Raw genomic sequence first — 23,072 nt, forward strand, 5'->3', positions numbered from 1 at the left:
CTAACGAGAATGACGGTTAAAGTTGCCATCAACGGGTTTGGACGTATCGGCCGCAACGTGCTGCGCGGGATCATCGAGTCGGGTCGCACCGATATCGAGGTAATTGCGATCAACGATCTGGGCCCGGTCGAAACCAACGCCCATCTGCTGCAATTCGACAGCGTCCACGGCCGCTTCCCGCAGGAGGTCACCACCGGCGAGGACTGGATCGACGCAGGCCGCGGCAAGATCAAGGTCACCGCGATCCGCGACCCGAAGGAGCTGCCCTGGGGCGACGTGGACATCGCGATGGAATGCACGGGCATCTTCACCGCGCGGGAGAAAGCTGCCTTCCACCTGGAGAACGGCTCGAAGCGCGTGCTCGTCTCGGCCCCGGCGGCCGGTGCTGACAAGACCATCGTTTACGGCGTGAACCACGGTGCGCTGACCAAGGACGATCTGGTCGTGTCGAACGCGTCCTGCACGACGAACTGCCTTTCGCCGGTCGCCAAGGCGCTCAACGACGCGATCGGCATCTCGAAAGGCTTCATGACGACGATCCACAGCTATACCGGCGACCAGCCGACGCTCGATACGATGCATCCCGACATGTATCGCGCCCGCGCCGCCGCGCTGTCGATGATCCCGACCTCGACCGGGGCCGCGAAGGCCGTGGGTCTGGTGCTGCCGGAGCTCAACGGCAAACTGGACGGAGTCGCGATCCGCGTGCCGACGCCGAATGTCTCGGTCGTCGATCTGGTCTTCGAGGCCGCGAAAGATACCACTGTGGAAGAGGTCAACGCGGCTATCCGCGCGGCCGCTGACGGCCTCATGAAAGGCATTCTCGGCTATACCGACAAACCCAATGTTTCCAGCGACTTCAACCACGATCCTCACTCCTCGGTCTTCCACATGGATCAGACCAAGGTGATGGACGGCCGGATGGTGCGCATCCTCAGCTGGTACGACAACGAATGGGGCTTCTCCAACCGCATGGCCGACACCGCCGTCGCGATGGGAAAGCTCCTCTGACCGCGGCGCGACCGGTTAGGCCCGCAACATAAGGCCCACAACGTAAGGAACACCTGATATGGCTCTGATTACGCTCAGACAATTGCTCGATCACGCCGCGGAATACGGCTACGGCGTGCCGGCGTTCAACATCAACAACATGGAACAGGGTATCGCCATCATGAAGGCGGCGGCGAAATGCGACGCCCCCGTCATCATGCAGGCCTCGCGCGGTGCGCGCAGCTATGCCGGTGACATCATGCTGCGCCACATGATCCAGGCGCTGTCGGAGATGTATCCCGATATCCCGCTGTGCATGCATCAGGACCACGGCAATAACGAGGCCACCTGCCTCACCGCGATCCGCCACGGCTTCACCTCGGTGATGATGGACGGCTCGCTGAAAGAGGACATGAAGACCCCCGCCGATTGGGACTACAATGTCAGCATCACCAAGCGCGTGGCCGACATGGCCCATTGGGTCGGCGCTTCGGTCGAGGGCGAACTGGGCGTGCTCGGCAATCTCGAGACTGGCGAAGCGGCGGAGGAAGACGGCTCGGGCGCGGTTGGCAAACTCAGCCACGATCAGCTCCTGACAGATCCCGACGAGGCGCTGGATTTCGTCAAGCTGACCAAGGTCGACGCACTCGCCATCGCCTGCGGCACCAGCCACGGCGCCTACAAGTTCTCGCGCAAGCCCACGGGCGACATCCTCGCGATCAGCCAGATCGAGAAGATCCATGCGAAGATCCCGAACGTCCATCTGGTCATGCACGGCTCGTCCAGCGTGCCGCAATATCTGCAGGACCTGATCAACGAGTCCGGCGGCGAGATGCCCCAGACCTACGGCGTGCCGGTCGAAGAGATCGAGCGCGGCATCAAGTCGGGCGTGCGCAAGGTGAATATCGACACCGACAACCGAATGGCCCTGACGGCTCAGTTCCGCAAGGTCGCGCAAAGCAAGCCGACCGAATTCGACCCGCGCAAATTCATGATCCCCGCGATGGAAGAGATGGAGAAGCTCTGCCTCGACCGCTTCCAGCGCTTCGGCACCGCCGGGAATGCCAGCAAGATCAAGGTGATCGACCTCGACGACATGGCCAAGCGCTATGCCGAAGGATCGCTCGACCCGGTGATTTCCGCGGCCAAGGCCGCCTGACACACCCGCGATCCCGGCAGTCGAGCGCCCGGGGCCGCAGTTATCGGATTTAGGGAGACAAGGAGACCCCGATGAACCAGCATGCAAATCCCGGTAAATACAGCGCCGGCGTCAAGGAATACCGTGAAACCTATTGGGAGCCGAACTACACCCCCAAGGACAGCGACGTGCTCGCCGTCTTCAAGATCACGCCGCAGCCCGGCGTCCCGCGCGAGGAAGCCGCAGCCGCCGTCGCCGCAGAAAGCTCGACCGGCACCTGGACCACCGTCTGGACCGACCTGCTGACCGATCTCGACTACTACAAGGGTCGTGCCTACGCGATCGAGGACGTGCCGGGCGATGACGAGAGCTACTACGCTTTCATCGCTTACCCGATGGGTCTGTTCGAAGAGGGCTCGGTCGTCAACGTCTTCACCTCGCTCGTGGGCAACGTCTTCGGCTTCAAGGCCGTGCGGGCCCTGCGTCTGGAAGACGTGCGCTTCCCGCTGTGGTTCGTGACGACCTGTGACGGCCCGCCCCACGGCATTCAGGTCGAGCGCGACAAGCTCGACAAATACGGCCGTCCCTTCCTGGGCTGCACGATCAAGCCGAAGCTGGGTCTCTCGGCAAAGAACTACGGCCGCGCGGTCTACGAGGCGCTGCGGGGCGGTCTCGACTTCACCAAGGATGACGAGAACATCAACTCGCAGCCCTTCATGCGCTGGCGTGACCGTTTCGAGTTCTGTCAGGAAGCGATCGACAAGGCCGAGCGCGAAACCGGCGAGCGCAAGGGCCACTACCTGAACGTCACCGCGCCGAACATCGAAGAGATGTACAAGCGCGCCGAGTTCGCCAAGGAGATCGGGTCGCCGATCATCATGTCGGACTACCTGACGATGGGCTGGGCCGCGCAGGCCTCGCTGAGCCGCTGGTGCCGCGATAACGGCATGCTGCTGCACGTGCACCGCGCGATGCATGGCGTGATCGACCGCCACCCCAAGCACGGCATCAACTTCCGCGTTCTCGCGAAGATGCTGCGCCTTCTGGGCGGCGACCACCTGCACTCGGGCACCGTCGTCGGCAAGCTCGAAGGCGACCGCGAGGCGACGCTGGGCTGGATCGATCTGATGCGTGACAAATACGTCAAGGAAGACCGTTCGCGCGGCATCTTCTTCGATCAGGACTGGGGGCAGATGCCGGGCGTGCTCCCGGTGGCTTCGGGCGGCATCCACGTCTGGCACATGCCCGCGCTTGTCAACATCTTCGGCGATGACAGCTGCCTTCAGTTCGGCGGCGGCACGCTGGGCCACCCCTGGGGCAACGCCGCCGGTGCGGCCGCCAACCGCGTCGCGGTCGAGGCCTGCGTCAAGGCACGCAACGAGGGCCGCGATCTCGAGAAGGAGTCGAAAGACATCATGACCTCGGCCGCCAAGCACTCGCCCGAACTCAAGATCGCCATGGAGACGTGGAAAGAGATCAAGTTCGAGTTCGACACCGTGGACAAGCTGGACGTGGCGCACCGCTAAGGCGCGCCCCTCCCACCAACGCCTGAGAAAGGACTGACACCATGAGTGAAATGCAAGATTACGGCTCCCGCATCTCGGACCCGAACAGCCGCAAGATGGGCACCTTCTCCTATCTGCCCCAGCTCAGCGATGACGAGCTGCGCAAGCAGGTGGAATACATCGTCTCGAAGGGCTGGAACCCGGCCATCGAGCATACCGAGCCCGAGAATATGCGCTCGAACTTCTGGTACATGTGGAAGCTGCCGATGTTCGGGGAAACCGATGTCGATGCGATCTTCCGCGAGATCGAGATGTGCAAGAAGGCGAACCCGGGCAACCATGTCCGCCTCGTCGGCTACGACAACTTCAAGCAGACGCAGGGCACCTCGATGGTGGTGCACCGCGCCGACATGTCGGCCTCTGCCTGATCTGATACCGGGGCGGGCTGCCGATCGCGGCGGCCCGCCCTGCCCCATACCCCCCGGATTTTCCTGCGCGACGGAGAGCCACCCATGAGCGATATCGACCCAGACCAGTTCCGCGTGAAGACCGAGCCCTATTACCGGCCTGTCGGCAACGAGATCGAACAATACGCCGCCGCCTATGACGTGCGCATGCCGGTGATGCTCAAGGGCCCCACGGGCTGCGGCAAGTCGCGTTTCGTCGAATATATGGCGTGGAAATTACAACGCCCCCTGATTACGGTGGCCTGTAACGAGGACATGACCGCGTCCGACCTGATCGGGCGGTTCCTCCTCGATATCAACGGCACAAAGTGGCAGGATGGCCCGCTGACCGTTGCCGCGCGGATCGGCGCGATCTGCTATCTCGACGAGGTCGTCGAGGCCCGTCAGGACACCACCGTCGTCATCCACCCGCTGACCGATCACCGCCGCCAGCTGCCGCTGGAGAAGAAGGGCGAGCTGGTCGACGCGCATCCCGATTTTCAGGTCGTGATCTCGTATAACCCCGGTTACCAGTCGATGATGAAGGACCTCAAGCAATCGACCAAGCAGCGTTTCGGCGCGATGAGCTTCGACTACCCCCAGGCCGCGACCGAGGCCGAGATCGTCAGCCACGAGGCCGGGATCGACCTCAAGACCGCCGAAAAGCTCGTGCAGGTCGCCCAACGCTCGCGCAATCTCAAGGGCCACGGCCTCGATGAGGGCATGTCGACGCGCCTTCTCGTTTATGCAGGCCAGTTGATCTCGCAGGACATCCCCGCGCCAGCCGCCTGCCAGATGGCGCTGGTGGAGCCGCTGACAGATGACGCGGATATGCGCGACACGTTGCAGGCGGCCGTCCAGACCTTCTTCCCCGAGATCACCGACAGCTCGAAGGTGGCGTAAGGAGCGCGTCCGATGAAGGTCGATCTCGACGATTACGCCGCCGATCTGATCAAATCCGCGCCGGAGCTGGAGGAGACCCTCGACGGGCTCTTTCACGAGGCGGCGCGGATGATGTCGCCCGCCGGACTGAAGGATTACATGGACGGTGCGAAGGCCATGACCTCGCTCGGCAAGGGCCCCCGCCTGCTGATCTCCTATCTCGACGAGATGCCGCAGGTCGCCAAGGAATGCGGTGAGGACGTCATTCGGGACGTGGTGGGCGCGGTGCTGAAGCTGGCCTCGATGGTGTCGGGCGAAATCCTGGTGCTGATGCTCGACACGCTGCCCGGCGCCGCCAACCGCTTCGGTGACCCCGAACTGCTGCGCGGCTATCTCGCGCTGCTGCACCGGCTGGCGGCCCGCGCGCCACGGGGACTGCGTCCGATGTTCGGCGTGCTCGAAGAACTGCTGGCGAAACTCACGCTGTCGGGTCTGCGCCGCTGGGTGGATTTCGGCGCCGAGGCCTATCGGCGCGACCTGCCGAAACAGGCGGATTACTTCGGGCTTGTTTCTGAAGACAGCCGCGCGGTGCTCAAACAGGAACGCCGCGGCACGCTCTTCATCGACAGCCAGCGCCGGCTGAACTTCTACCTCCGCGCCTTCTGGGCCCGCGACTTCTTCCTGCGTCCCTCTGCCGCCGACTTCGAAGGCTTCCGCCCCTTCATCGAGGACGGTGCGCTGCATCTGCCCGATGCGGTGGACGGGATCAACGGCGCCTCCGGCCTTGATCTCTACCGCGCGATGTGCGCCCATATGGCGGCCCATATCGTCTATTCCGATCACGGGCTCGGGCAGGAAGCGCTCAATCCGGCGCAGATTTTCCTGATCGGCATGATCGAGGATGCCCGCGTCGAGTACTGCGCGACGCAGGCCTTTCCGGGGCTGCGCGCGATGTTCGACCGGCTGATGCCGGACACGCCGCAAGGACAGTACGAACACGAGACGATGTATCTGCTGGAAAAAGTCGCCCGCGCGCTCAACACGCCCGGCACCCGCACCGGCGATCTGGAAATCGACAATCTCGTCGAGACCTTCAACGGCGAGATCGCAGACAATGCACGTGAGACGATGTTCTCCTGGTCGCTCGGCGTCGAACTTTACAACCTGCTCGCGCAGCGCCGCGCGGTGCCGTCCCTTCGCATTCTCGAATCTCTGAAAATTCCGTATCGCGACGACAACCGCTTCATCTGGTCGCTCTCGGATTACGACTGGTCGAACCAGAACGCCTATCAGCCCGCGCAGGGTCAGGTGCGCAAGCGCGTAGGCCTGATGGAATTCGTCAACGAGGTCGATGTCGAGACCGCGGGCGACGATGCGCAGGAGGTCTGGGTGCTGTCGTCAGAGCTGTTCCCCTACGAGGATGAAGGCGTCAGCTATAACGAGATGGAGGGCAAGGCCCCGATCTCCGACCCGTTCCATTACGGCGAATGGGATTACAAGGTGCAGTTGATGCGCCCGTCGTGGTCGACTGTCTACGAACACCGCCCGCCGATGGGCGCCCCGGACGAGATCGACACGATCCTGACCGCGCATCGCGGCATCCGTCACCGGATCAAGCAGATCGTGGACCGGCTGCGCCCGCAGGGCATCTCGCGCCAGCGGCGGCTGGAGGATGGCGACGAGCTGGATATCAACGCCGCCGTCGATGCGATGGTGATGCAGCGCATCGGCATGCAGCCCGACATGCGGATCACCATGCGCAACGTCATCAACCGGCGCGATCTGGCGGTCTGCATCCTGCTCGACCTGTCGGAGAGCACCAACGAGACCGTGCGCGGCTCGGACAAGACCGTGCTGGAACTGACGCGCGAAGCCTCGGCGCTGGTGGCCTCGGCGATCGAAGGGATCGGCGACCCGTTCGCGATCCACGGCTTTTCCTCGGATGGCCGCCACGACGTGCAATATCAGCGCTTCAAGGATTTCGAGCAGAAGCTCGACTCCGAGGTCAAAGGCCGCCTTGCGGGCATGAAGGGCGGGCTCTCGACCCGCATGGGGGCCGCGATGCGCCATGCCGCCCATCATTTGTCCCTGCGCCCGGAAGCCCATAAACTGTTGCTGATCGTCACCGATGGCGAACCGGCCGATATCGACGAGCGCGACCCGCAATATCTGCGCATGGATGCCAAGAAGGCGGTTGCGGAACTCCAGCAGATCGGCATTAACAGCTATTGTCTGACGCTGGACCCCGAAGCCGATGCCTATGTGTCGCGCATCTTCGGGACCAACAATTACACCGTGATCGATCAGGTCGAGCGCCTGCCCGAGAAACTGCCGACCCTGTTCGCGCAACTGACGAAATGAGCCGCCAAGGAGGCCCCCATGAGCTTTGACCGTTCCATCAAGATCGCGCCCTCGATCCTGTCGGCCGATTTCGCCAATTTCGGCGCCGAGATCCGCGCCATCGAAGATCAGGGGGCCGATTGGGTCCATGTCGACGTGATGGACGGGCATTTCGTGCCGAACCTCACCTTCGGCCCGCCCGCCGTGAAAGCGTTCCGCCCGCATGTGAAGACCTTCATGGACGTCCACCTGATGATCGCGCCGGTCGACCCTTACATCGAGGCCTATGCCGAAGCAGGCGCCGACATGATCGTGGCGCATTGGGAGGCCGGTCCGCACCCGCATCGCACGCTGCAGGCGATCAAGGCGCAGGGCGTGAAATGCGGCATCTCGCTGAACCCCGGCACGCCCGCCAACGTGATCTCGGAACTGCTAGACCTCGTCGATATGGTTCTCGTGATGAGCGTGAATCCCGGTTTCGGCGGTCAGAAATTCATCCCCTCCAGCATCAACAAGGTCCGCCAAGTGCGCGAAATGATTGGCGATCGGGAGATTCACATTCAGGTGGATGGCGGCGTCGATCCGACCACGGTCGGCCCGCTGGTCGAGGCTGGTGCGGATTGCTTCGTCGCGGGCTCCGCCGTCTTCAAGGGCGGCTCGGTCGATAGGCCGGAGGTGTATGGCCAGAATATGCGCGCGATCCGCGAAGCGGCGGAGGGTGCTCTCAAAGCCGCGCAGTGAGAAACTGCCAAGCTGCAAGGAGATCGGTCGCGATCTCGTGATCTGACCGCTTGCCCTGCCGCTGCCTCTCGTTCATATTCGTGGAATTGAATACCAGCTAGGGAGGACTGGCATGACATTCACGCGACGCACCATTCTGCGCGGAGGGCTGGCCATGGGCGCCATGACAGCCCTTCCCCGGCTCAGCTTCGCCGCCCAGACCCTCGAGATGGGTTCGGCCCGGCTCGACACGCTGTCCGATGGCAATCTCGTGCTGCCGATCGGCTTTGTGACCGACAATCCGGAGGCCAAGCCGATCCTCGAGAGCTACGGCATCACCGGAGACTCGGTCGAACCGCCCTGCAACGTCACGCTCTATCGCGACGGCACCAACACCGTGCTGTTCGACGTGGGGTCGGGCAATGACTTCATGCCGTCTGCGGGTAAGCTGATGGAGGCGATGGACGCGCTCGAAGTCGCCCCCGAGGACGTGACCCATGTCGTCTTCACCCATGGCCACCCGGATCACCTCTGGGGCGTGCTCGACGATTTCGACGAGCCGTTCTTCGCCAACGCCGAGCACATGATGGGCAAGGACGAATTCGAATATTGGCTCAACCCGGAGACGCTCGACACGATCGATCAGGGCCGCAAGACCTTCGCGGCAGGCGCGCTGCGTCGCCTCCAGATCCTTGAAGACCAGATTGCAACCTTTGGAGATGGCGAGGAAATCCTCCCCGGCATCATGGCGCAGATGACGCCCGGCCACACGCCCGGTCACATGTCCTTCCACGTCAAGAACAGCGAGACGCAGGCCTTCATCATCGGCGATGCGATCGTGAACCACTACCTCGCCTTCGCCGCGCCGGGCATGGCGGCAGGCTCCGACCAAAACCCCGATCTGGGCGCGGAGACGCGTGTCGCGTTGCTCGATCAGCTGGCGACCGACAAGCTGCCGATCATCGGCTATCACCTGCCCGAAGGCGGCCTGGGCCGGGTCGAGCGCGACGGCGACGCCTATCGCTACGTGCCGGAGGTCTGAGGGTGAAAAAACTCCTTTTGACCAGCGTCTTGGCTGGGCTTCTTCATGTGAGCCCCGTACTCGCCTCTGAAGACGTGCCGGATATGTATCCCGGTTCGGTTCTCTACTCTAAGCCCTACGAGGTGATCCCCGGCGTCTGGACCGCGATCGGGGCCACCGCGCCGCCGACCTATGAGAATTCGGGTCATAACAACAATCTCAGCTTCATCGTCACCGGCGATGGCGTGGTCGTGGTGAATTCCGGCGCGTCCTATCAGCTCGCCAAGGCGCTGCATGACGAGATCAAGGCGGTCACCGATCAGCCGGTGAAGCTGGTGATCAACGAGAACGGTCAGGGCCATTCGATGCTCGGCAACAATTACTGGATCGAACAGGGCGTGCCGGTGCTCGCCCATGTCGATGCGGCGGCCGAGTTCGAACATGACGCCGGCGGCGCCTTCGAGGCGCTCAAGAGCTACGGCAAGGAAACCGCCGAAGGTACCGATCCGAAGCTGCCCACCGAGACTTTCGAGGACAAGCGCGTCATCGAGATGGGCGACATGACCATCGAAGTGATGCATCTGGGCCCCGCGCACAGCCCCGGCGACACGCAGGTCTGGCTGCCGGAACAGAAATTCATGATCGCGGGCGATATCGCTTTTTCGGAACGGATGCCGCCGATCTTCTCGGGCACCTGCACGAGCTGCTGGATCGAGACCTTCGAGACCAAATTCGCGCCGCTGGAGCCTGCCTTCATCATCCCCGGTCACGGCCATCCGACGAACCTCGAGAAGGTCACGCGCGGAACGACGGGCTACCTGAAATATCTGCGCGGAAAGATCGCCGAACATCTCGACAATGGTGGCGATCTGGCCGAGGCCTACTACGTGGATCAGAGCCCCTACAAAAACCTCGACACGTTCGAGGAACTGGCGACGAAAAACGCGGGCGTCGTCTACGAGGAAATGGAATTCGAATAGGAGGCCGCATGGCTGTCACTCCCCCCGTCTGCGATTTCGGCTGGAAGGCTCCGGGCTTCACCCTGCCCGGCACCGACGGCAAGCAATACAGCTTTGACGACATCCGTGGTCCCAAGGGCACGCTCGTGATGTTCATTTGCAACCATTGCCCCTATGTCCAGTCAATCCTCGACCGCATCCTGCGCGATGCGGCGGAGTTGCAGAAGGCGGGGATCGGCGTCGTTGCGATCTCGGCCAACGATGTCGACGAATATCCGCAGGACAGCTTCGAGAACATGGCCAAACTGGCCGAGGAGAAGGGCTTCCCCTTCCCCTATCTCTATGACGAAACTCAGGCGGTCGCGAAGGCATACGGGGCCGCCTGCACCCCGGACTTCTTCGGTTTCAACGCCGAGGACGGGCTGCAATATCGCGGCCGTCTCGATGCCTCGACCAAGCAGGCCGCCGCGGTCGACGCCAAGCGAGAACTCTACGAAGGCATGATGTTGGTCGCCGAGACCGGCGAAGGCCCGCGTGACCAGATTCCGTCGATGGGCTGCTCCATCAAATGGAAATCGGCATGAGCGACGCGCCTTCCGTCATCTTCGATCTCGACGGAACGCTGATCGATTCCGTGCCCGCGATCCATGCCGTTTCGAACGCCGTTCTGACCGAAATGGGCTTCGAGCCGCTCTCGCTGCCGACGGTCCGCAGCTTCGTCGGCAAGGGCGTGCCCAACCTCGTGCGCCAGTTGCTGATCACCTCGGGCGAAGACCCGGACGGGCCGCTCTTCAATCGGGTGGAGCACGCTCTCGTCGCGCGCTACGAGACCGATGTGGAGGGCAACGTGCCCTACCCCAACGTGATCGCCGCGCTCGACCGGCTCACGGAGATGGGCTGCCGGATGGCGGTCTGCACGAACAAACCGGTCCGCCCCGCTGAAGCCGCGCTGCGCCATGTCGGTTTATGGGACTATTTCGAGCTGACGCTGGGCGGGGACTCCATGCCCACCCGCAAGCCCGAGCCGGAAATGCTGCATCATTGCCATCGGGCCCTGGGCGGCGGACAGATGATCTATGTCGGCGACAGCGAGGTCGATGCGGAAACGGCGGCGAATGCGCAGGCCCCGTTTGCGATCTATTCCGAGGGCTATCGCAAGACGCCCTTGACCGACGTGCCCCATGACGTCGCCTTCTCGGATTGGGCGATGCTGCCAGGTCTGGTGGAGGGCTGGAAATGGTAAGCGCGCTGATCTTCGACGTCGACGGAACGCTGGCCGAAACCGAAGAAGCCCATCGCCGTGCATTCAACGAGACCTTTGCTGCACGGCGCGTGGACTGGAACTGGTCGCAGGAGACCTATCGCGAACTGCTGAAGACCGCCGGCGGCAAGGAGCGCATGGCGCGCCACCGCGAGGTCATGGGCTTCGGCCCGACCGACGACGAGATCGCCATGCTGCACGAGATCAAGACCCGCCGCTATGTCGAGATCATCACCGCCGGGCAGGTCCCGCTGCGCCCGGGCGTGGCGCGGCTGATCGCAAATGCGCGTGCCGCCGGGATGAAGCTCGCCATCGCCACGACGACGAACCGTCCCAATGTCGATGCGCTGATCCGCGCGCAGCTGGGTGCCGACCCCGATCACCTGTTCGATGCGATCGCGGCAGGCGACGAGGTCGCCGCCAAGAAACCCGCGCCCGACGTGTTCGAACTCGCGCTGAACCGGCTGCATCTGCCGCCCGAGGCCTGCATCGCCTTCGAGGATAGCGAGGTGGGCCTGCGCTCTGCGCAAGCGGCCGGGCTGCGCGTGGTCGTGACGCCCTCGGCCTATACCGATGGCGGCGATTTCTCGAGCGCGGAGTGGGTGCTCCCCGATCTCTCGCACCCCTTACCGCCCGAGATCACGGAAGGGCTGGGACAGAGTGCCGCAATTTCATAAGATCGGACTCGGCTACATATGCTGGGCAGGTTAACGGAGGCCGCCATGATCAAACCGGACGTCAAAGCTTTTTTCGACACCGCGACTTTCACCGTCTCCTATGTGGTGAAAGATCCCGGCAGCAAAGCCTGCGCCGTTGTCGATAGCGTGCTCGATTTCGACTATTCCTCGGGCCGGACGGATACCAAATCCGCCGACGAGGTGATCGCCTATGTGCAGGAGAACGGGCTTGAGGTGGAGTGGATCCTCGAGAGCCACGTCCATGCCGACCACCTTTCCGCCGCGCCCTACATTCAGGAACGCGTCGGCGGCAAGATCGGCATCGGCGACCGCATTCAGGTCGTGCAGGACACCTTCGGCAAGATCTTCAACGAAGGCACCGAGTTTCAGCGCGACGGTTCGCAGTTCGACAGGCTCTTCAAGGAAGGCGACACTTTCAGCGTCGGCGCGCTGGAGGGTCGCGTTCTGCACACGCCGGGCCATACGCCCGCTTGCCTTACCTACGTCATCGGCGATGCGGCCTTCGTGGGCGATACGCTCTTCATGCCCGATTTCGGCACCGCGCGCTGCGACTTCCCCGGCGGCTCGGCGGAGACGCTCTATGCCTCGATCCAGAAAATCTTGTCGCTGCCCGACGAGACCCGCATTTTCGTGGGCCACGACTACAAGGCACCAGGCCGCGACGAATTTGCGTGGGAGACGAGCGTGGCCGAGGAAAAGGCCCGCAACATCCATATCGGCGGCGGCAAGTCCGAGGCCGAATTCGTCAAGATGCGCACCGAGCGCGATGCGACTCTGGCGATGCCGAAGCTCATCATCCCGTCGCTTCAGGTAAACATGCGCGCGGGCCAGATGCCTCCGAAGGACGAGGACGGCAAGACCTACCTCAAAGTGCCAGTCAACGGGCTCTGAGACGATAAACCGAGAGGGCGGGAAACCCCGCCCATCTCCACCTAGAAGGCAGGATAACAGGACAGATCATGGAATTGCGCAAACTTTCCGACGAGTTCTCCGTCGCCCCGCAGATCGAACCCGAAGACGTGCCGAAGCTTGCCGAGATGGGCTTTCGCACGCTGATCATCAATCGTCCCGACGAGGAGATCGAGGACGCAGATCAGCGCTCGGACGCGATCGCCGCGCTTTGCACGACGCATGGCCTCACGCCTTACTACCTGCCCTACTATCCCGGCGAACTGAGCCTCGAACTGGTCGACAATTTCGCGACGATCATGGACGCGGCAGAGAAACCCGCATTGGGCTATTGCCGCTCGGGCACGCGCTCGTCGCATTTGTGGGGCGTCAGCCAGGCGGGCGAGATGGAAATCGACAAGATCGTCGCGACCGCCGCCGAAGCGGGCTATGACCATTCCACGCTGGTGCCGGTGATGCAGTATTACGCCAGCCGCCGCGATCAGGCCTGATCCAGCCCTTTCGCGACGTGCCAATGCTCAAACGCTACCTGCCGATCCTAAGCTGGGGGCGCGACTACGATCGCCCGACCTTCGAGGCCGATCTGATCGCGGCGGTGATCGTCACGATCATGCTGATCCCGCAGTCGCTGGCCTATTCGCTGCTGGCCGGGATGCCGCCGGAATACGGGCTCTACGCTTCGGTACTGCCGCTGCTGATCTACGCTGTCTTCGGCACCTCGCGCCCGCTGGCCGTCGGCCCGGTCGCGGTGATCTCGCTGATGACGGCCGCCGCGGTTGGCAGGGTCGCGGCGCAGGGTACGCCCGAATATATCGCCGCCGCAGTGGCGCTGGCGTTTCTCTCGGGCGTGATGCTGGTGGTGATGGGCTTCCTGCGCATGGGCTTCATAACGGCCTTCCTCAGCCACCCGGTGCTGTCGGGCTTCACATCGGCTGTCGGTATCCTGATCGCCGCGGGCCAGATGAAGCATTTCTTCGGTATTCCGGCGGAGAGCGGCGGGATTCTCGATATTCTCGGCGGCCTCTGGGCGCATCTCGGCCAGACCAATCCCTACACGGTCGTCATCTCGATCCTGTCGCTGGTCTTCCTGTTCTGGGCGCGACGTGGGCTTAAGCCGCGCCTGCTAAAGGCGGGGCTGTCCGAGCGGCTTGCGGCCATCCTCACCCGAGCCGCGCCGGTTTACGCAGTCGCCGCGACGATCCTGATCACCTGGTTGTTCGGGCTCGAGGGGCGCGGGGTCCGCGTCGTCGGCACCGTGCCGCTCGGCTTCCCGACCCCGAGCCTGCCGCCCGCCGATCTCGCGCTCTGGAAAGAACTCTTCGTCCCGGCGCTCCTGATCGCGATCATCGGCTATGTCGAGACGATCTCGGTCGCCCAGACACTGGCCGCTAAGAAACGCCAGCGCATCGACCCGGACCAAGAATTCATAGCCCTCGGCGGCGCCTCCATCGGCTCAGCGATCTCTGGATCCTTTCCGATCACCGGGGGGTTCGCGCGCTCTGTCGTCAGCTTCGAGGCCGGCGCTACGACGCCCGCCGCTGGTGCCTTCACCGCGATCGGGGTGGCGCTCGCGACCTTCACCCTGACCCCGGCCCTCTATTACCTGCCGCAAGCGACGCTCGCGGCCACGATCTTCGTCTCGGTGCTGACGCTGGTCGACATCAAGGCGCTCAAGCGCACGTTCAAATACGCCCCCCGCGAAGGTGTCGGCATGGCGCTGACGGTGCTCGTCACGCTGATCTGGGGCGTCGAGGACGGCATCGCCTTCGGTGTCATCCTCTCGATCGCGCTGCGGTTGTGGCAAAGCTCGCGCCCGCATGTGGCCGAGCTGGGCCAGGTTCCCGGCACCGAGCATTTCCGCAATATCCGGCGCCACCGGGTGAACTGCGCGCCGGGCATCCTCAGCCTGCGCATCGACGAGAGCCTGTGGTTCCCGAATGCCCGCTTCGTCGAGGAGATGATCTACGACCGGATCGCGAGCGACGAGTCCATCAAGCATGTCGTACTGAATTGCCCCGCGATCAACCATATCGACATGTCCGCGCTCGAGGCGCTGGAAGAGGTGAACGACCAGCTCAACGACGCGGGCGTGCGATTGCACCTGTCCGAGGTTAAAGGCCCGGTGATGGACCGCCTGACGCGCTCGGACCTGATCACCCAACTAACCGGGCAGATCTACCTTACCCATTACGACGCGCTTGCGACGCTCGCCCCCGAGACCACCCAAGGTTGCGCACACGAGAGCCGTGTCGAGACCCACCGCTAAGCGTCTTCGTGCCCCACGTGGGTTGCCATGGCGCGCGAAACATAAGACATTTGAACAGGGTCTCCGGCGCGGGGAAACATGCGCCTCCGGAGTAGTGTTAATGAGCTACGCGAACTAACCGATTGTGGGGTGAAACGCGATGTTATCCTTCTGTGAGGCGGTCTTACGCGCAAAATCCGTGCAGGAAATTTGGTCCCGCCATTGCCGCGAAATGGAGCGGTTCGGCTTCGACCGTTTGATCTATGGGTTCACGAGTTTCCGAAAGGGAAACAACTTCGGCCACGAAGACGATTTGTTGATCCTCTCGAACCACCAGAAGGAATATCTCGACCTCTTCATCGGAGAGGGAAAATATCGCCACGCGCCGATGGTGCAATGGGCCGCGAAGAATGACGGGCCCTGCTCGTGGCGCATTGTCGCGGACCGCGCAATGCGGGGAGAGCTGACCCCGGCAGAGATCGACGTGATCGACATCAACCACCGTTTCGGCATCCGCGCGGGTTATTCGATCGGTTTCTCCGACCCGCTCTCCTACGCGCGCGGCGCGATCGGACTCGTGGGGCGGCCGGGGCTGAGCCAGGACGACGTCGACCGCATCTGGCGCGAGAACGAACGCGAATTGATGGTGATGAACAGCCTCATTCATCTGCGCATCTCGACCATGCCCTATTCCACCGGGCGACGCCCACTGACGGATCGGCAGCGCGAAGTCCTCGAATGGGTGGCGGAGGGCAAGACGACCGCCGATATCGCGATCATCATGGGGCTGACCCCGTCGACGGTGGAGAAACACCTGCGACTGGCGCGCGAGGCGCTGGACGTGGACACCACCGCGCAGGCGGTCATGAAAGCCTCGGTGCAAAAGCAGATTTTCCTGAACGCCTCACACGCGGCGGCGCGTTAGGTTCGCATCCCAAACCCCTGCCCCACAATGAAAAACGCCGCCCCGATCAGGGCGGCGTTTCCTGTTTCAAAGAAGAGGCGCGGGCTTAGTTGCCAGCTGCGGTCTTCGCCACTTCAGCGGCGAAATCTTCTTCTTTCTTCTCGATGCCTTCGCCGACTTCCATCCGGACGAAGCCGGTGATCTCGACGCCAGCTTCTTTCGCGGCCTGACCGACGGTGAGGTCGGGATTGACGACGAATTGCTGGTTCAGCAGCGTTACTTCCGCGGTGAATTTCTTCATGCGGCCTTCGATCATCTTCTCGATCACCTGCTCGGGCTTGCCCGATTCACGCGCGATGTCGATCTGAACCTGCTTTTCCTTCTCGACGACAGCCGGGTCGAGATCGGATTCGGACAGCGCGGCCGGGTTGGTCGCGGCGATGTGCATCGCGATCTGCTTGCCGATGCCGTTGTCTTCGCCCTTCAGCGCAACGAGCACACCGATCTTGCCCATGCCGTCGGCGGCAGCGTTGTGCACGTAATGCACCAGCGTGTCGCCTTCGAGGATGTGCATGCGGCGCAGGTTCATGTTCTCACCGATACGCGCGATTGCGTCGGTGATCACGTCTTCGACCTTCTTGCCGTTGAGATGCGCAGCCTTGACGACTTCGACATCTTCACCGGTTTCCAGCGCGACTTCCGCGATGTCGGAGACGAGTTTCTGGAAATCGGCGTTCTTCGCGACGAAGTCGGTTTCCGAGTTCATCTCGATCGCGACGCCCTTGCCGTTGTTGACGGCAAGCGCGACGAGACCTTCGGCAGCCACGCGGCCCGATTTCTTCGCAGCCTTCGCAAGGCCCTTGGTGCGCAGCCAGTCAACGGCGGCGTCCATGTCGCCATCGGTCTCGGTCAGCGCTTTTTTCGCGTCCATCATGCCTGCGCCGGTAGCTTCGCGCAGTTCCTTCACCTGAGCGGCGGTAATCGCCATGGTCGGATCTCCTTCAAGAACTCTGCGAGGGCGGGATACCCCGCCCTCATGTCATCTGGGTGACGGTCGCGGCCTTACTTGGCCTCGGCCTCGGCCAGCGCCTCTTCAACCGGGGTCTCGGTGAGGGCACCGACATCGACGCCCGCCGCGCCCATCTGGGCCGACATGCCGTCGAGAGCTGCGCGCGAAGCGAGGTCGCAGTAGAGCGCGATCGCACGGGCCGCGTCGTCGTTGCCCGGGATCACGTAATCCACGCCGTTCGGCGAGCAGTTGGTGTCGACCACAGCCACGACCGGGATGCCGAGCTTCTTGGCTTCCGCGATGGCGAGGTCTTCCTTGTTCACGTCGATCACGAACAGGAGGTCCGGCAGACCGCCCATTTCGCGGATACCGCCGAGCGACGCCTGCAGCTTGGCCTGGTCACGCTCCATGCCGAGACGCTCTTTCTTGGTCAGGCCTTCAGCGCCCTGCTCGAGCTTCTCGTCGATCTCGTTGAGACGCTTGATCGACTGGGAGACGGTCTTCCAGTTGGTCAGCGTGCCGCCGAGCCAGCGGTGGTTCATGTAATACTGTGCGCATTTCTCGGCGGCTTCGGCGATCGGGCGCGCGGCCTGACGCTTGGTGCCGACGAAGAGAACGCGGCCGTTTTTCGCAACGGTGTCGCGGATGACCTGCAGAGCCTGATCGAGCAGCGGAACGGTCTGCGTCAGGTCGACGATGTGGATGCCGTTACGCTCGCCATAGATGTACTGACCCATACGGGGGTTCCAACGCTGGGTCTGGTGGCCAAAGTGAACGCCAGCTTCCAAGAGCTGACGCAGGGAGAATTCAGGAAGCGCCATGTCCAATTCCTTTTCCGGTTTGCGCCTGAGCGGAGGGTCTCAGGGCATATGCCCCAACCGGTGGACTTTTGGGGATGTCTCCCCCATCGGCCCGCCTCCGCCTGTGAAGTGCGCGCGATATAGACCCATCGCGCCGCCTTGGCAACCCCTACCGGTCATGGGCGTCCCCGGGAAAACCAAGGCGCGCGCGCCCGCTTCGGCTTGGTGTAAATATCCCGGGTGAATTCGCGTCAGCGAAGAGGGGCAGCGCCCCTGCCCCGTCTCCGGCCCGGCTTACAGCGCGCGGAACCGGTTGCGCTGACTGCCGGTCCATTCGACCTCGAAGGTCCACCCATCTTCGGTCTGCGTCTCGGCGCGGATCACGTTCTGCTCGTGCAGCCAGGCGCGTTTGCGGCCATCCGCAAAGCCCAGCGTGATCTCTTCCTGATAGCGTTCTTCCGAAAGCTTCTCGTCGATCGCCGTCAGAAGCGCGTCGAGCCCCTCTCCGGTCAGCGCCGAGATCGCCTGCAGATCGGGCTCGCGTGCCTCCTGCACCAGCAGAGCGCGGCGCGGCTCGGGCGGTACGGCGTCCATCTTGTTCCAGACCTCGATCAGCGGCACTTCCTTGGCGACGCCGAGTTTGGTGAGAATGTCGTTCACATCCTCCGCCTGCTCCTCGGTCTCGGGATGCGAGATGTCGCGGACATGCAGGATCAGATCGGCTTCGAGCACCTCTTCCAGCGTCGCGCGGAAGGCGGCGACAAGCTGCGTCGGCAGGTCCGAGATGAAGCCCACCGTGTCGGACAGGATCACCTTGCGGCCCGTCGGCAGCTCCAGCCCGCGCATCGTCGGGTCGAGCGTGGCGAACAGCATGTCCTTGGCCAGCACTTCGGCCCCGGTCACGCGGTTGAACAGAGTGGATTTCCCCGCGTTGGTATAGCCCACCAGCGCCACGATCGGGAACGGCACCTTTCGGCGTGCGGCGCGGTGAAGCTCGCGGGTCTTCACGACCTTCGCAAGCTGGCGGCGCAGACGCACGATCTGCTCGTCGATGGCGCGGCGGTCGGCCTCGATCTGGGTTTCCCCCGGGCCGCCGACGAAGCCGAGCCCGCCGCGCTGACGCTCGAGGTGGGTCCAGGCGCGCACCAGCCGCGTACGCTGATAGCTCAGCGCGGCCAGCTCCACCTGCAACACACCTTCACGGGTGCGCGCACGGTCGGCAAAGATTTCGAGGATCAGCCCGGTCCGGTCGAGGAGCTTCACCCCCCATTCCTTCTCGAGGTTGCGCTGCTGCACCGGGGTCACCGGCCCGTCGATGAAGACGAGATCGACCTCGTTCTCCTCCAGCCGCGCCTTGATCTCGGCCAGCTTGCCCTGGCCGAACAGCTTGCCCGGCTCGGGCTTGCGCAGCTTCACGATCTCCTCGCCCACCACCTGCAGATGCGGCAGGGCGGCGGCGAGCGAAACCGCTTCGGCCAGCGCAAATTCGGGCAAGTGTCGCTGGCCCTCTCGCGACGGAATGTCGGGATGGATCACGTAGGCCCGCGTATCGGGCGTCTCGGTAGAGGTCGTTTCGCTCAAGATATGTATCGCTAAAGCCGCGCGCGGCGCCGCTTAGTCGTCGCCTTCGTAAAGCGAGATAGGTTGTCCCGGCATGATCGTCGAGATCGCGTGCTTGTAAACAAGCTGAGATTGCCCGTCGCGGCGCAGAAGCACACAGAAGTTGTCAAACCAGGTGATGACGCCCTGCAGCTTCACCCCGTTGATCAGGAAGATCGTGACAGGAACCTTTGTCTTGCGCACATGATTGAGAAATGCGTCTTGCAGGTTCTGTTTGTCGCCAGCCATATTATTCTTGCCCTTGTTTTTCGTATCGCGTTTCGCATCGCGCGTGATCGGACGGGCCTGATTTGCCCTTTCTTCAAGTATGCAGCGCATAGCGGGAGATTCCAGCCCAAAAAACAGTTTGTTAGGCCCTGAGCCAGAAATTGCGTATCAAATCCGGGATTCAGGCGCGCCAGAATTCCGGGTTGAACAGGGCGATGATCGCCAATGTCTCGAGCCGGCCAAGCACCATGGCAAAGGCGAAAACGGCCTTGATTGGCTCGCTCAGATGGGCCCAGCTCAGTGGCACATCGGCCGCGATCCCCGCCAGCGGTCCGGTATTCGACAGCGCCGCGATGGTCAGGATCGTCGCGGGCTCGAACGACAGACCGAACAGCGACGCCGCCATCATCACGCCGGCGATGGAAATCGCGAACAGCATGAACACGATCCAGCTGATATAGGCGCCTTCGCGGCGCAGCCGCCTTGCCATCATGCCGCCGCCCGCGATGGAGTTCGGATAGATCAGCTTGTCGAGTTCGCGCTCGCCGTGACGCAGCAGCGCGTAAACCCGCAGCAGGCGCACCCCGCCCGCGGTCGTTGCGACGCCGCCCCCGATGATCGCAAGCCCCGCGAGGATCAGGCCCGGTGTGCCCAGCCCCGACCAGTCGCGCGCGTCGTGCCAGCCGTTCGATTCGAAGCCGGTCGTGGTCAGGAAGGACAGCGAGGTGAACAGCGACCCCCAGATCGAGCGGAAGATCGCACCGAAATCGCCCGGCGTGCGCACTTCCAGCGCCGCGATCCAGTGACGCAGGAACAGGAACAGCGGCACGAGGATCACCAGCCCCGCAGCCAGACGCAGCTCTGGGTCGTCGATCAGCTTCGGCGAGGCGCGCAGCTCGCCGCCCCCCGGCCAGAGCCTGCGCGACAGCGCGGGCAGGAAGAACACGAAGATCACCATCTCGCCCGCCACCCCAGAGCGCGCATTGGCCATCCCGCCCACTGGCGAGATGCCGGAGGTCGAGAGAGTGGACATCGCATGGATCAGCGCCGTCAGCGACCGGTCCCCCGCCATCAGCAGGCAGACCCACAGCAGCACCGTCAGCCCGGTATAGATAGGAGCCAGCGAGACCGCGTAATGGGCGATGCGCTCGGACATCTCCGCGCCACCATCTGCGGCCGGGGCCGCGGCGGCCGGGGCGCCAGAGGGGCCACCCGAGAAGAACACTTCGAAGCCGCCAAGCCGCATCGGCGCCAGCACCGCGATTGCCATCACGAGGATGAAGAAGCCGCCCATCCACGCCACAAGCCCACGCCAAAGATGCACCGAGCCGACCAACCGGTCGGGCTCGTAAAGCGTGCCGCCCGTGGTGGTGAAGGCGGAGACCATCTCCCACCAGCTATTGAAAAACGACGTGTCGCGCACCGCGATATAGAACGGCACTGCCAGCATCACGGGCAGCACGGTGAAAGCGGCCAGCATGATCAGAAGGCTCGCCCGCCCCGCCCGCGCAGGCCGCGGGTTCGACCCGTTGGCCAAGCCGATCAGGGCGGTCGCGAAGAGAAACAGCGTCGCCGAATAGAAGAACGATCGCGCGGTATGGTGATGATGCGTCAGGAGCGCGTGGATCGCCGGCACATACATCGCCAGCGCCGAAACTCCCATCAGGAGTATCGGCAGCGGCAAGGCCTTGATCATGCGTTCCATGCGGACCGGCCCTTAGAAGAAGTCGATGGAGACCTGCAACAGGCGCTCCACTTCGGGCACGTCGGAGGTCAGAGCGAAGAGAACCACGATATCGCCCTCTTCGATCCGGGTATTGCCGGTCGGCTTGACGATCTTGTCGCCCTTGCGGATCGCGCCGATCAGAACCCCTTCGGGGAAATCGACATCGCGCACCGCCTTGCCCGACATCGGCGAGGTTCCCATGACCTGCGCCTCGATCGCCTCGCCCTCGGCATCCCCGATCGAGTAGATCGCGCGCACCCGGCCATGGCGGATATGGCGCAGGATCGACGACACGGTGGTCGCCCGCGGGTTGATATAGGCATCGATATCGAGCGCACTCAGCAAGGGCGCCAGCGTCGGATCGTTGATCAGGCAGATCGCCATCCGGCAGCCCGCCTGTTTCGCGCGCACCGAAACGAGAATGTTCGTCTTGTCGTCATCCGTGATCGCCAGAACCGCGTCGGCGGTGGCGATATTCGCCTCCTCCAGCAGTTCCGAGCTCATCCCGTCTCCGTTGAGAACGATCGTACGGTCCAGCGCATCGGCGGCCTTCTCGGCCTGCGCGCGCGAGCGCTCGATGATCTTGGCACGCACGCGCTCGGTCCGCGCTTCGAGGGACTTGGCCACGCTGAGACCGACGTTGCCGCCGCCGATGATGACGATGCGTTCCTGCTTCTGCGTGGATTTGCCGAAGATATCGAGCGTGCGGTTCACGTCCTCGACATGGGCGAAGACATAGATCTGGTCGCCCGCGAAAAGCTGATCGCCCGGCTCGGGCGCGAACAGCCGCCCCTCGCGGCGAATGCCCACCACGACAGCGCGCAGCGTCGAGAACAGATCGGTCAGCTGCCGCAGCGGCGTGTCGAGCACAGGGCAATCAGCGTCCAGCTCGATCCCCAGCAACTGCAACTGCTCGTCGAGGAAGCTTTCGGTGTCGAAGGTCGAGGGCGCCGCCAGACGGCGCAGCGCAGCCTCGGCCACCTCGCGCTCGGGCGAGATGATGACGTCGATCGGCAGATGATCGCGGCGGTAGAGATCGGAATATTCCGGCTGCAGATAGCTTTGCGCCCGGATGCGGGCGATCTTGCGCGTGATCCCGAAGACCGACATCGCGACCTGGCAGGTCACCATGTTGACCTCGTCGGAATGGGTTGCGGCGATCATCAGGTCGCAATCGCGCGCCCCGGCCTGCTCGAGAATGTCCGGATGCGAGGCGAAGCCCACCACGCCCTGGACGTCGAGCGTATCGGCCGCGCGACGCACCAGTTCGGGATTGGAATCCACGACTGTGACGTCGTTGCGCTCGCCCGCCAGATGGCGCGCGATCTGCCAACCGACCTGACCCGCACCGCAGATGATGACCTTCATGGCAAATGCCTCCGCGCCTTACTTGGCCCCTATCTAGGCCGCGTTGCCGGGGGTGGTCAAATGGCAAACACGCAAGCCGCATGTCAGCCTCGTAAACCTAAGCCCGTTCCTCTTGCCGAGAATAACCTTGGGGGTGAAGCAGGATAAACGAACTTCAAGCGGAAGGACGCCCCGCCGCACGCCCCGTAGCGCCAGAGAACGGCCGTGGCGAGCGGAGGCCGGCCCCTGCTCAGCCCCCTCGCAAAACCTGGCCGGTGCGCCCGCGCCGCGATCACCGGTCGCTCACGCAACATCCCATCCGCGTGTATCCGCGGCGGTCTCACC

The 23,072-nt window shown here is 63.4% G+C and carries 22 protein-coding genes; 16 read left to right on the plus strand and 6 right to left on the minus strand.

Features of this window, described 5'->3' with window-relative positions; translation table 11 throughout:
• Positions 1-9 precede the first annotated feature (9 nt).
• The 16 genes from gap to B6V74_RS10800 all read left to right on the plus strand — a co-directional run bounded on the left by gap (position 10) and on the right by B6V74_RS10800 (position 16,039).
• Positions 10-1,011 carry a type I glyceraldehyde-3-phosphate dehydrogenase gene (gene gap, locus B6V74_RS10725; RefSeq protein ID WP_088722780.1) on the plus strand — a complete coding sequence of 334 codons (1,002 nt, stop codon included), beginning with the start codon at positions 10-12 and terminating at the stop codon, positions 1,009-1,011.
• Between the two features lie 58 nt (positions 1,012-1,069).
• Positions 1,070-2,149: a class II fructose-bisphosphate aldolase gene (fba, locus tag B6V74_RS10730; RefSeq protein WP_088718603.1), complete on the plus strand. Its 1,080-nt coding sequence runs from the start codon at positions 1,070-1,072 to the stop codon at positions 2,147-2,149.
• A 71-nt stretch (positions 2,150-2,220) separates the two neighbouring features.
• Positions 2,221-3,654: a form I ribulose bisphosphate carboxylase large subunit gene (locus B6V74_RS10735; RefSeq protein WP_075774813.1), complete on the plus strand. Its 1,434-nt coding sequence runs from the start codon at positions 2,221-2,223 to the stop codon at positions 3,652-3,654.
• A 41-nt stretch (positions 3,655-3,695) separates the two neighbouring features.
• Positions 3,696-4,061 carry a ribulose bisphosphate carboxylase small subunit gene (locus tag B6V74_RS10740; RefSeq protein WP_075774814.1) on the plus strand — a complete coding sequence of 122 codons (366 nt, stop codon included), beginning with the start codon at positions 3,696-3,698 and terminating at the stop codon, positions 4,059-4,061.
• Between the two features lie 84 nt (positions 4,062-4,145).
• Positions 4,146-4,982: a CbbQ/NirQ/NorQ/GpvN family protein gene (locus B6V74_RS10745; protein ID WP_088722781.1), complete on the plus strand. Its 837-nt coding sequence runs from the start codon at positions 4,146-4,148 to the stop codon at positions 4,980-4,982.
• 12 nt (positions 4,983-4,994) lie between these two features.
• Positions 4,995-7,322, plus strand: a complete 2,328-nt coding sequence (locus B6V74_RS10750) for a VWA domain-containing protein (RefSeq protein WP_088722782.1) — start codon at positions 4,995-4,997, stop codon at positions 7,320-7,322.
• An 18-nt stretch (positions 7,323-7,340) separates the two neighbouring features.
• Positions 7,341-8,042, plus strand: a complete 702-nt coding sequence (gene rpe / locus B6V74_RS10755) for a ribulose-phosphate 3-epimerase (RefSeq protein WP_088722783.1) — start codon at positions 7,341-7,343, stop codon at positions 8,040-8,042.
• Positions 8,043-8,154: 112 nt separating this feature from the next.
• Positions 8,155-9,063: an MBL fold metallo-hydrolase gene (locus tag B6V74_RS10760; RefSeq protein ID WP_088722784.1), complete on the plus strand. Its 909-nt coding sequence runs from the start codon at positions 8,155-8,157 to the stop codon at positions 9,061-9,063.
• A gap of 83 nt (positions 9,064-9,146) precedes the next feature.
• Positions 9,147-10,022: an MBL fold metallo-hydrolase gene (locus B6V74_RS10765; RefSeq protein ID WP_077701221.1), complete on the plus strand. Its 876-nt coding sequence runs from the start codon at positions 9,147-9,149 to the stop codon at positions 10,020-10,022.
• 8 nt (positions 10,023-10,030) lie between these two features.
• Positions 10,031-10,585 (plus strand): thioredoxin family protein, encoded by a 555-nt coding sequence (locus B6V74_RS10770; protein ID WP_075774820.1) that lies wholly within the window; start codon positions 10,031-10,033, stop codon positions 10,583-10,585.
• Positions 10,582-11,244, plus strand: coding sequence for a phosphoglycolate phosphatase (locus B6V74_RS10775; protein WP_088722785.1), 663 nt, complete (start codon positions 10,582-10,584; stop codon positions 11,242-11,244). The genes B6V74_RS10770 and B6V74_RS10775 overlap by 4 nt, the downstream gene beginning before the upstream one ends.
• A complete protein-coding gene (locus B6V74_RS10780) occupies positions 11,238-11,939 on the plus strand; it encodes an HAD family hydrolase (protein WP_088722786.1) in 702 nt (233 codons plus the stop codon). The genes B6V74_RS10775 and B6V74_RS10780 overlap by 7 nt, the downstream gene beginning before the upstream one ends.
• Before the next feature lie 48 nt (positions 11,940-11,987).
• Positions 11,988-12,851, plus strand: coding sequence for an MBL fold metallo-hydrolase (locus B6V74_RS10785; protein WP_075775107.1), 864 nt, complete (start codon positions 11,988-11,990; stop codon positions 12,849-12,851).
• Positions 12,852-12,919: 68 nt separating this feature from the next.
• On the plus strand, positions 12,920-13,360 hold the full coding sequence (locus B6V74_RS10790) for a TIGR01244 family sulfur transferase (RefSeq protein ID WP_088722787.1): 441 nt from the start codon (positions 12,920-12,922) through the stop codon (positions 13,358-13,360).
• Positions 13,361-13,383: 23 nt separating this feature from the next.
• The gene (sulP, locus tag B6V74_RS10795) at positions 13,384-15,135 is read left to right on the plus strand and encodes a sulfate permease (protein WP_075774824.1); all 1,752 of its coding nucleotides are present in this window, start codon (positions 13,384-13,386) and stop codon (positions 15,133-15,135) included.
• Between the two features lie 139 nt (positions 15,136-15,274).
• Positions 15,275-16,039: a LuxR family transcriptional regulator gene (locus B6V74_RS10800; RefSeq protein ID WP_088722788.1), complete on the plus strand. Its 765-nt coding sequence runs from the start codon at positions 15,275-15,277 to the stop codon at positions 16,037-16,039.
• An 85-nt stretch (positions 16,040-16,124) separates the two neighbouring features.
• On the opposite strand, the gene tsf is transcribed toward B6V74_RS10800, so the two are convergent.
• From tsf to trkA, 6 genes are all read right to left on the minus strand, one after another.
• Complete coding sequence (gene tsf, locus B6V74_RS10805; protein ID WP_075774826.1) at positions 16,125-17,006, minus strand: translation elongation factor Ts; 882 nt, start codon at positions 17,004-17,006, stop codon at positions 16,125-16,127.
• Positions 17,007-17,080: 74 nt separating this feature from the next.
• Entirely contained in the window at positions 17,081-17,848 is a 768-nt protein-coding gene (gene rpsB / locus B6V74_RS10810) for a 30S ribosomal protein S2 (protein ID WP_075774827.1), read from the minus strand.
• A gap of 273 nt (positions 17,849-18,121) precedes the next feature.
• Complete coding sequence (gene hflX / locus B6V74_RS10815; RefSeq protein ID WP_240497091.1) at positions 18,122-19,408, minus strand: GTPase HflX; 1,287 nt, start codon at positions 19,406-19,408, stop codon at positions 18,122-18,124.
• Between the two features lie 33 nt (positions 19,409-19,441).
• Entirely contained in the window at positions 19,442-19,675 is a 234-nt protein-coding gene (gene hfq, locus B6V74_RS10820) for an RNA chaperone Hfq (RefSeq protein WP_038060695.1), read from the minus strand.
• Positions 19,676-19,835: 160 nt separating this feature from the next.
• Positions 19,836-21,359 (minus strand): potassium transporter TrkG, encoded by a 1,524-nt coding sequence (locus B6V74_RS10825; RefSeq protein WP_075774829.1) that lies wholly within the window; start codon positions 21,357-21,359, stop codon positions 19,836-19,838.
• Positions 21,360-21,371: 12 nt separating this feature from the next.
• Positions 21,372-22,748: a Trk system potassium transporter TrkA gene (trkA, locus tag B6V74_RS10830; protein ID WP_075774830.1), complete on the minus strand. Its 1,377-nt coding sequence runs from the start codon at positions 22,746-22,748 to the stop codon at positions 21,372-21,374.
• Positions 22,749-23,072 lie beyond the last annotated feature (324 nt).

Origin of the sequence: Thioclava sp. F42-5 (assembly GCF_002213195.1) — a bacterium.
GTDB lineage: Bacteria > Pseudomonadota > Alphaproteobacteria > Rhodobacterales > Rhodobacteraceae > Thioclava > Thioclava nitratireducens.

Coding starts and splice junctions, on each gene's coding strand:
- tsf (WP_075774826.1), bottom strand. CDS start 17,006: ATGGCGATTACCGCCGCTCAGGTGAAGGAACTGCGCGAAGCTACCGGC.
- B6V74_RS10765 (WP_077701221.1), top strand. CDS start 9,147: ATGTATCCCGGTTCGGTTCTCTACTCTAAGCCCTACGAGGTGATCCCC.
- hfq (WP_038060695.1), bottom strand. CDS start 19,675: ATGGCTGGCGACAAACAGAACCTGCAAGACGCATTTCTCAATCATGTG.
- rpe (WP_088722783.1), top strand. CDS start 7,341: ATGAGCTTTGACCGTTCCATCAAGATCGCGCCCTCGATCCTGTCGGCC.
- gap (WP_088722780.1), top strand. CDS start 10: ATGACGGTTAAAGTTGCCATCAACGGGTTTGGACGTATCGGCCGCAAC.
- B6V74_RS10745 (WP_088722781.1), top strand. CDS start 4,146: ATGAGCGATATCGACCCAGACCAGTTCCGCGTGAAGACCGAGCCCTAT.
- rpsB (WP_075774827.1), bottom strand. CDS start 17,848: ATGGCGCTTCCTGAATTCTCCCTGCGTCAGCTCTTGGAAGCTGGCGTT.
- fba (WP_088718603.1), top strand. CDS start 1,070: ATGGCTCTGATTACGCTCAGACAATTGCTCGATCACGCCGCGGAATAC.
- B6V74_RS10825 (WP_075774829.1), bottom strand. CDS start 21,359: ATGGAACGCATGATCAAGGCCTTGCCGCTGCCGATACTCCTGATGGGA.
- B6V74_RS10750 (WP_088722782.1), top strand. CDS start 4,995: ATGAAGGTCGATCTCGACGATTACGCCGCCGATCTGATCAAATCCGCG.
- B6V74_RS10790 (WP_088722787.1), top strand. CDS start 12,920: ATGGAATTGCGCAAACTTTCCGACGAGTTCTCCGTCGCCCCGCAGATC.
- B6V74_RS10735 (WP_075774813.1), top strand. CDS start 2,221: ATGAACCAGCATGCAAATCCCGGTAAATACAGCGCCGGCGTCAAGGAA.
- trkA (WP_075774830.1), bottom strand. CDS start 22,748: ATGAAGGTCATCATCTGCGGTGCGGGTCAGGTCGGTTGGCAGATCGCG.
- B6V74_RS10780 (WP_088722786.1), top strand. CDS start 11,238: ATGGTAAGCGCGCTGATCTTCGACGTCGACGGAACGCTGGCCGAAACC.
- B6V74_RS10775 (WP_088722785.1), top strand. CDS start 10,582: ATGAGCGACGCGCCTTCCGTCATCTTCGATCTCGACGGAACGCTGATC.
- B6V74_RS10740 (WP_075774814.1), top strand. CDS start 3,696: ATGAGTGAAATGCAAGATTACGGCTCCCGCATCTCGGACCCGAACAGC.
- sulP (WP_075774824.1), top strand. CDS start 13,384: ATGCTCAAACGCTACCTGCCGATCCTAAGCTGGGGGCGCGACTACGAT.
- B6V74_RS10800 (WP_088722788.1), top strand. CDS start 15,275: ATGTTATCCTTCTGTGAGGCGGTCTTACGCGCAAAATCCGTGCAGGAA.
- B6V74_RS10770 (WP_075774820.1), top strand. CDS start 10,031: ATGGCTGTCACTCCCCCCGTCTGCGATTTCGGCTGGAAGGCTCCGGGC.
- B6V74_RS10760 (WP_088722784.1), top strand. CDS start 8,155: ATGACATTCACGCGACGCACCATTCTGCGCGGAGGGCTGGCCATGGGC.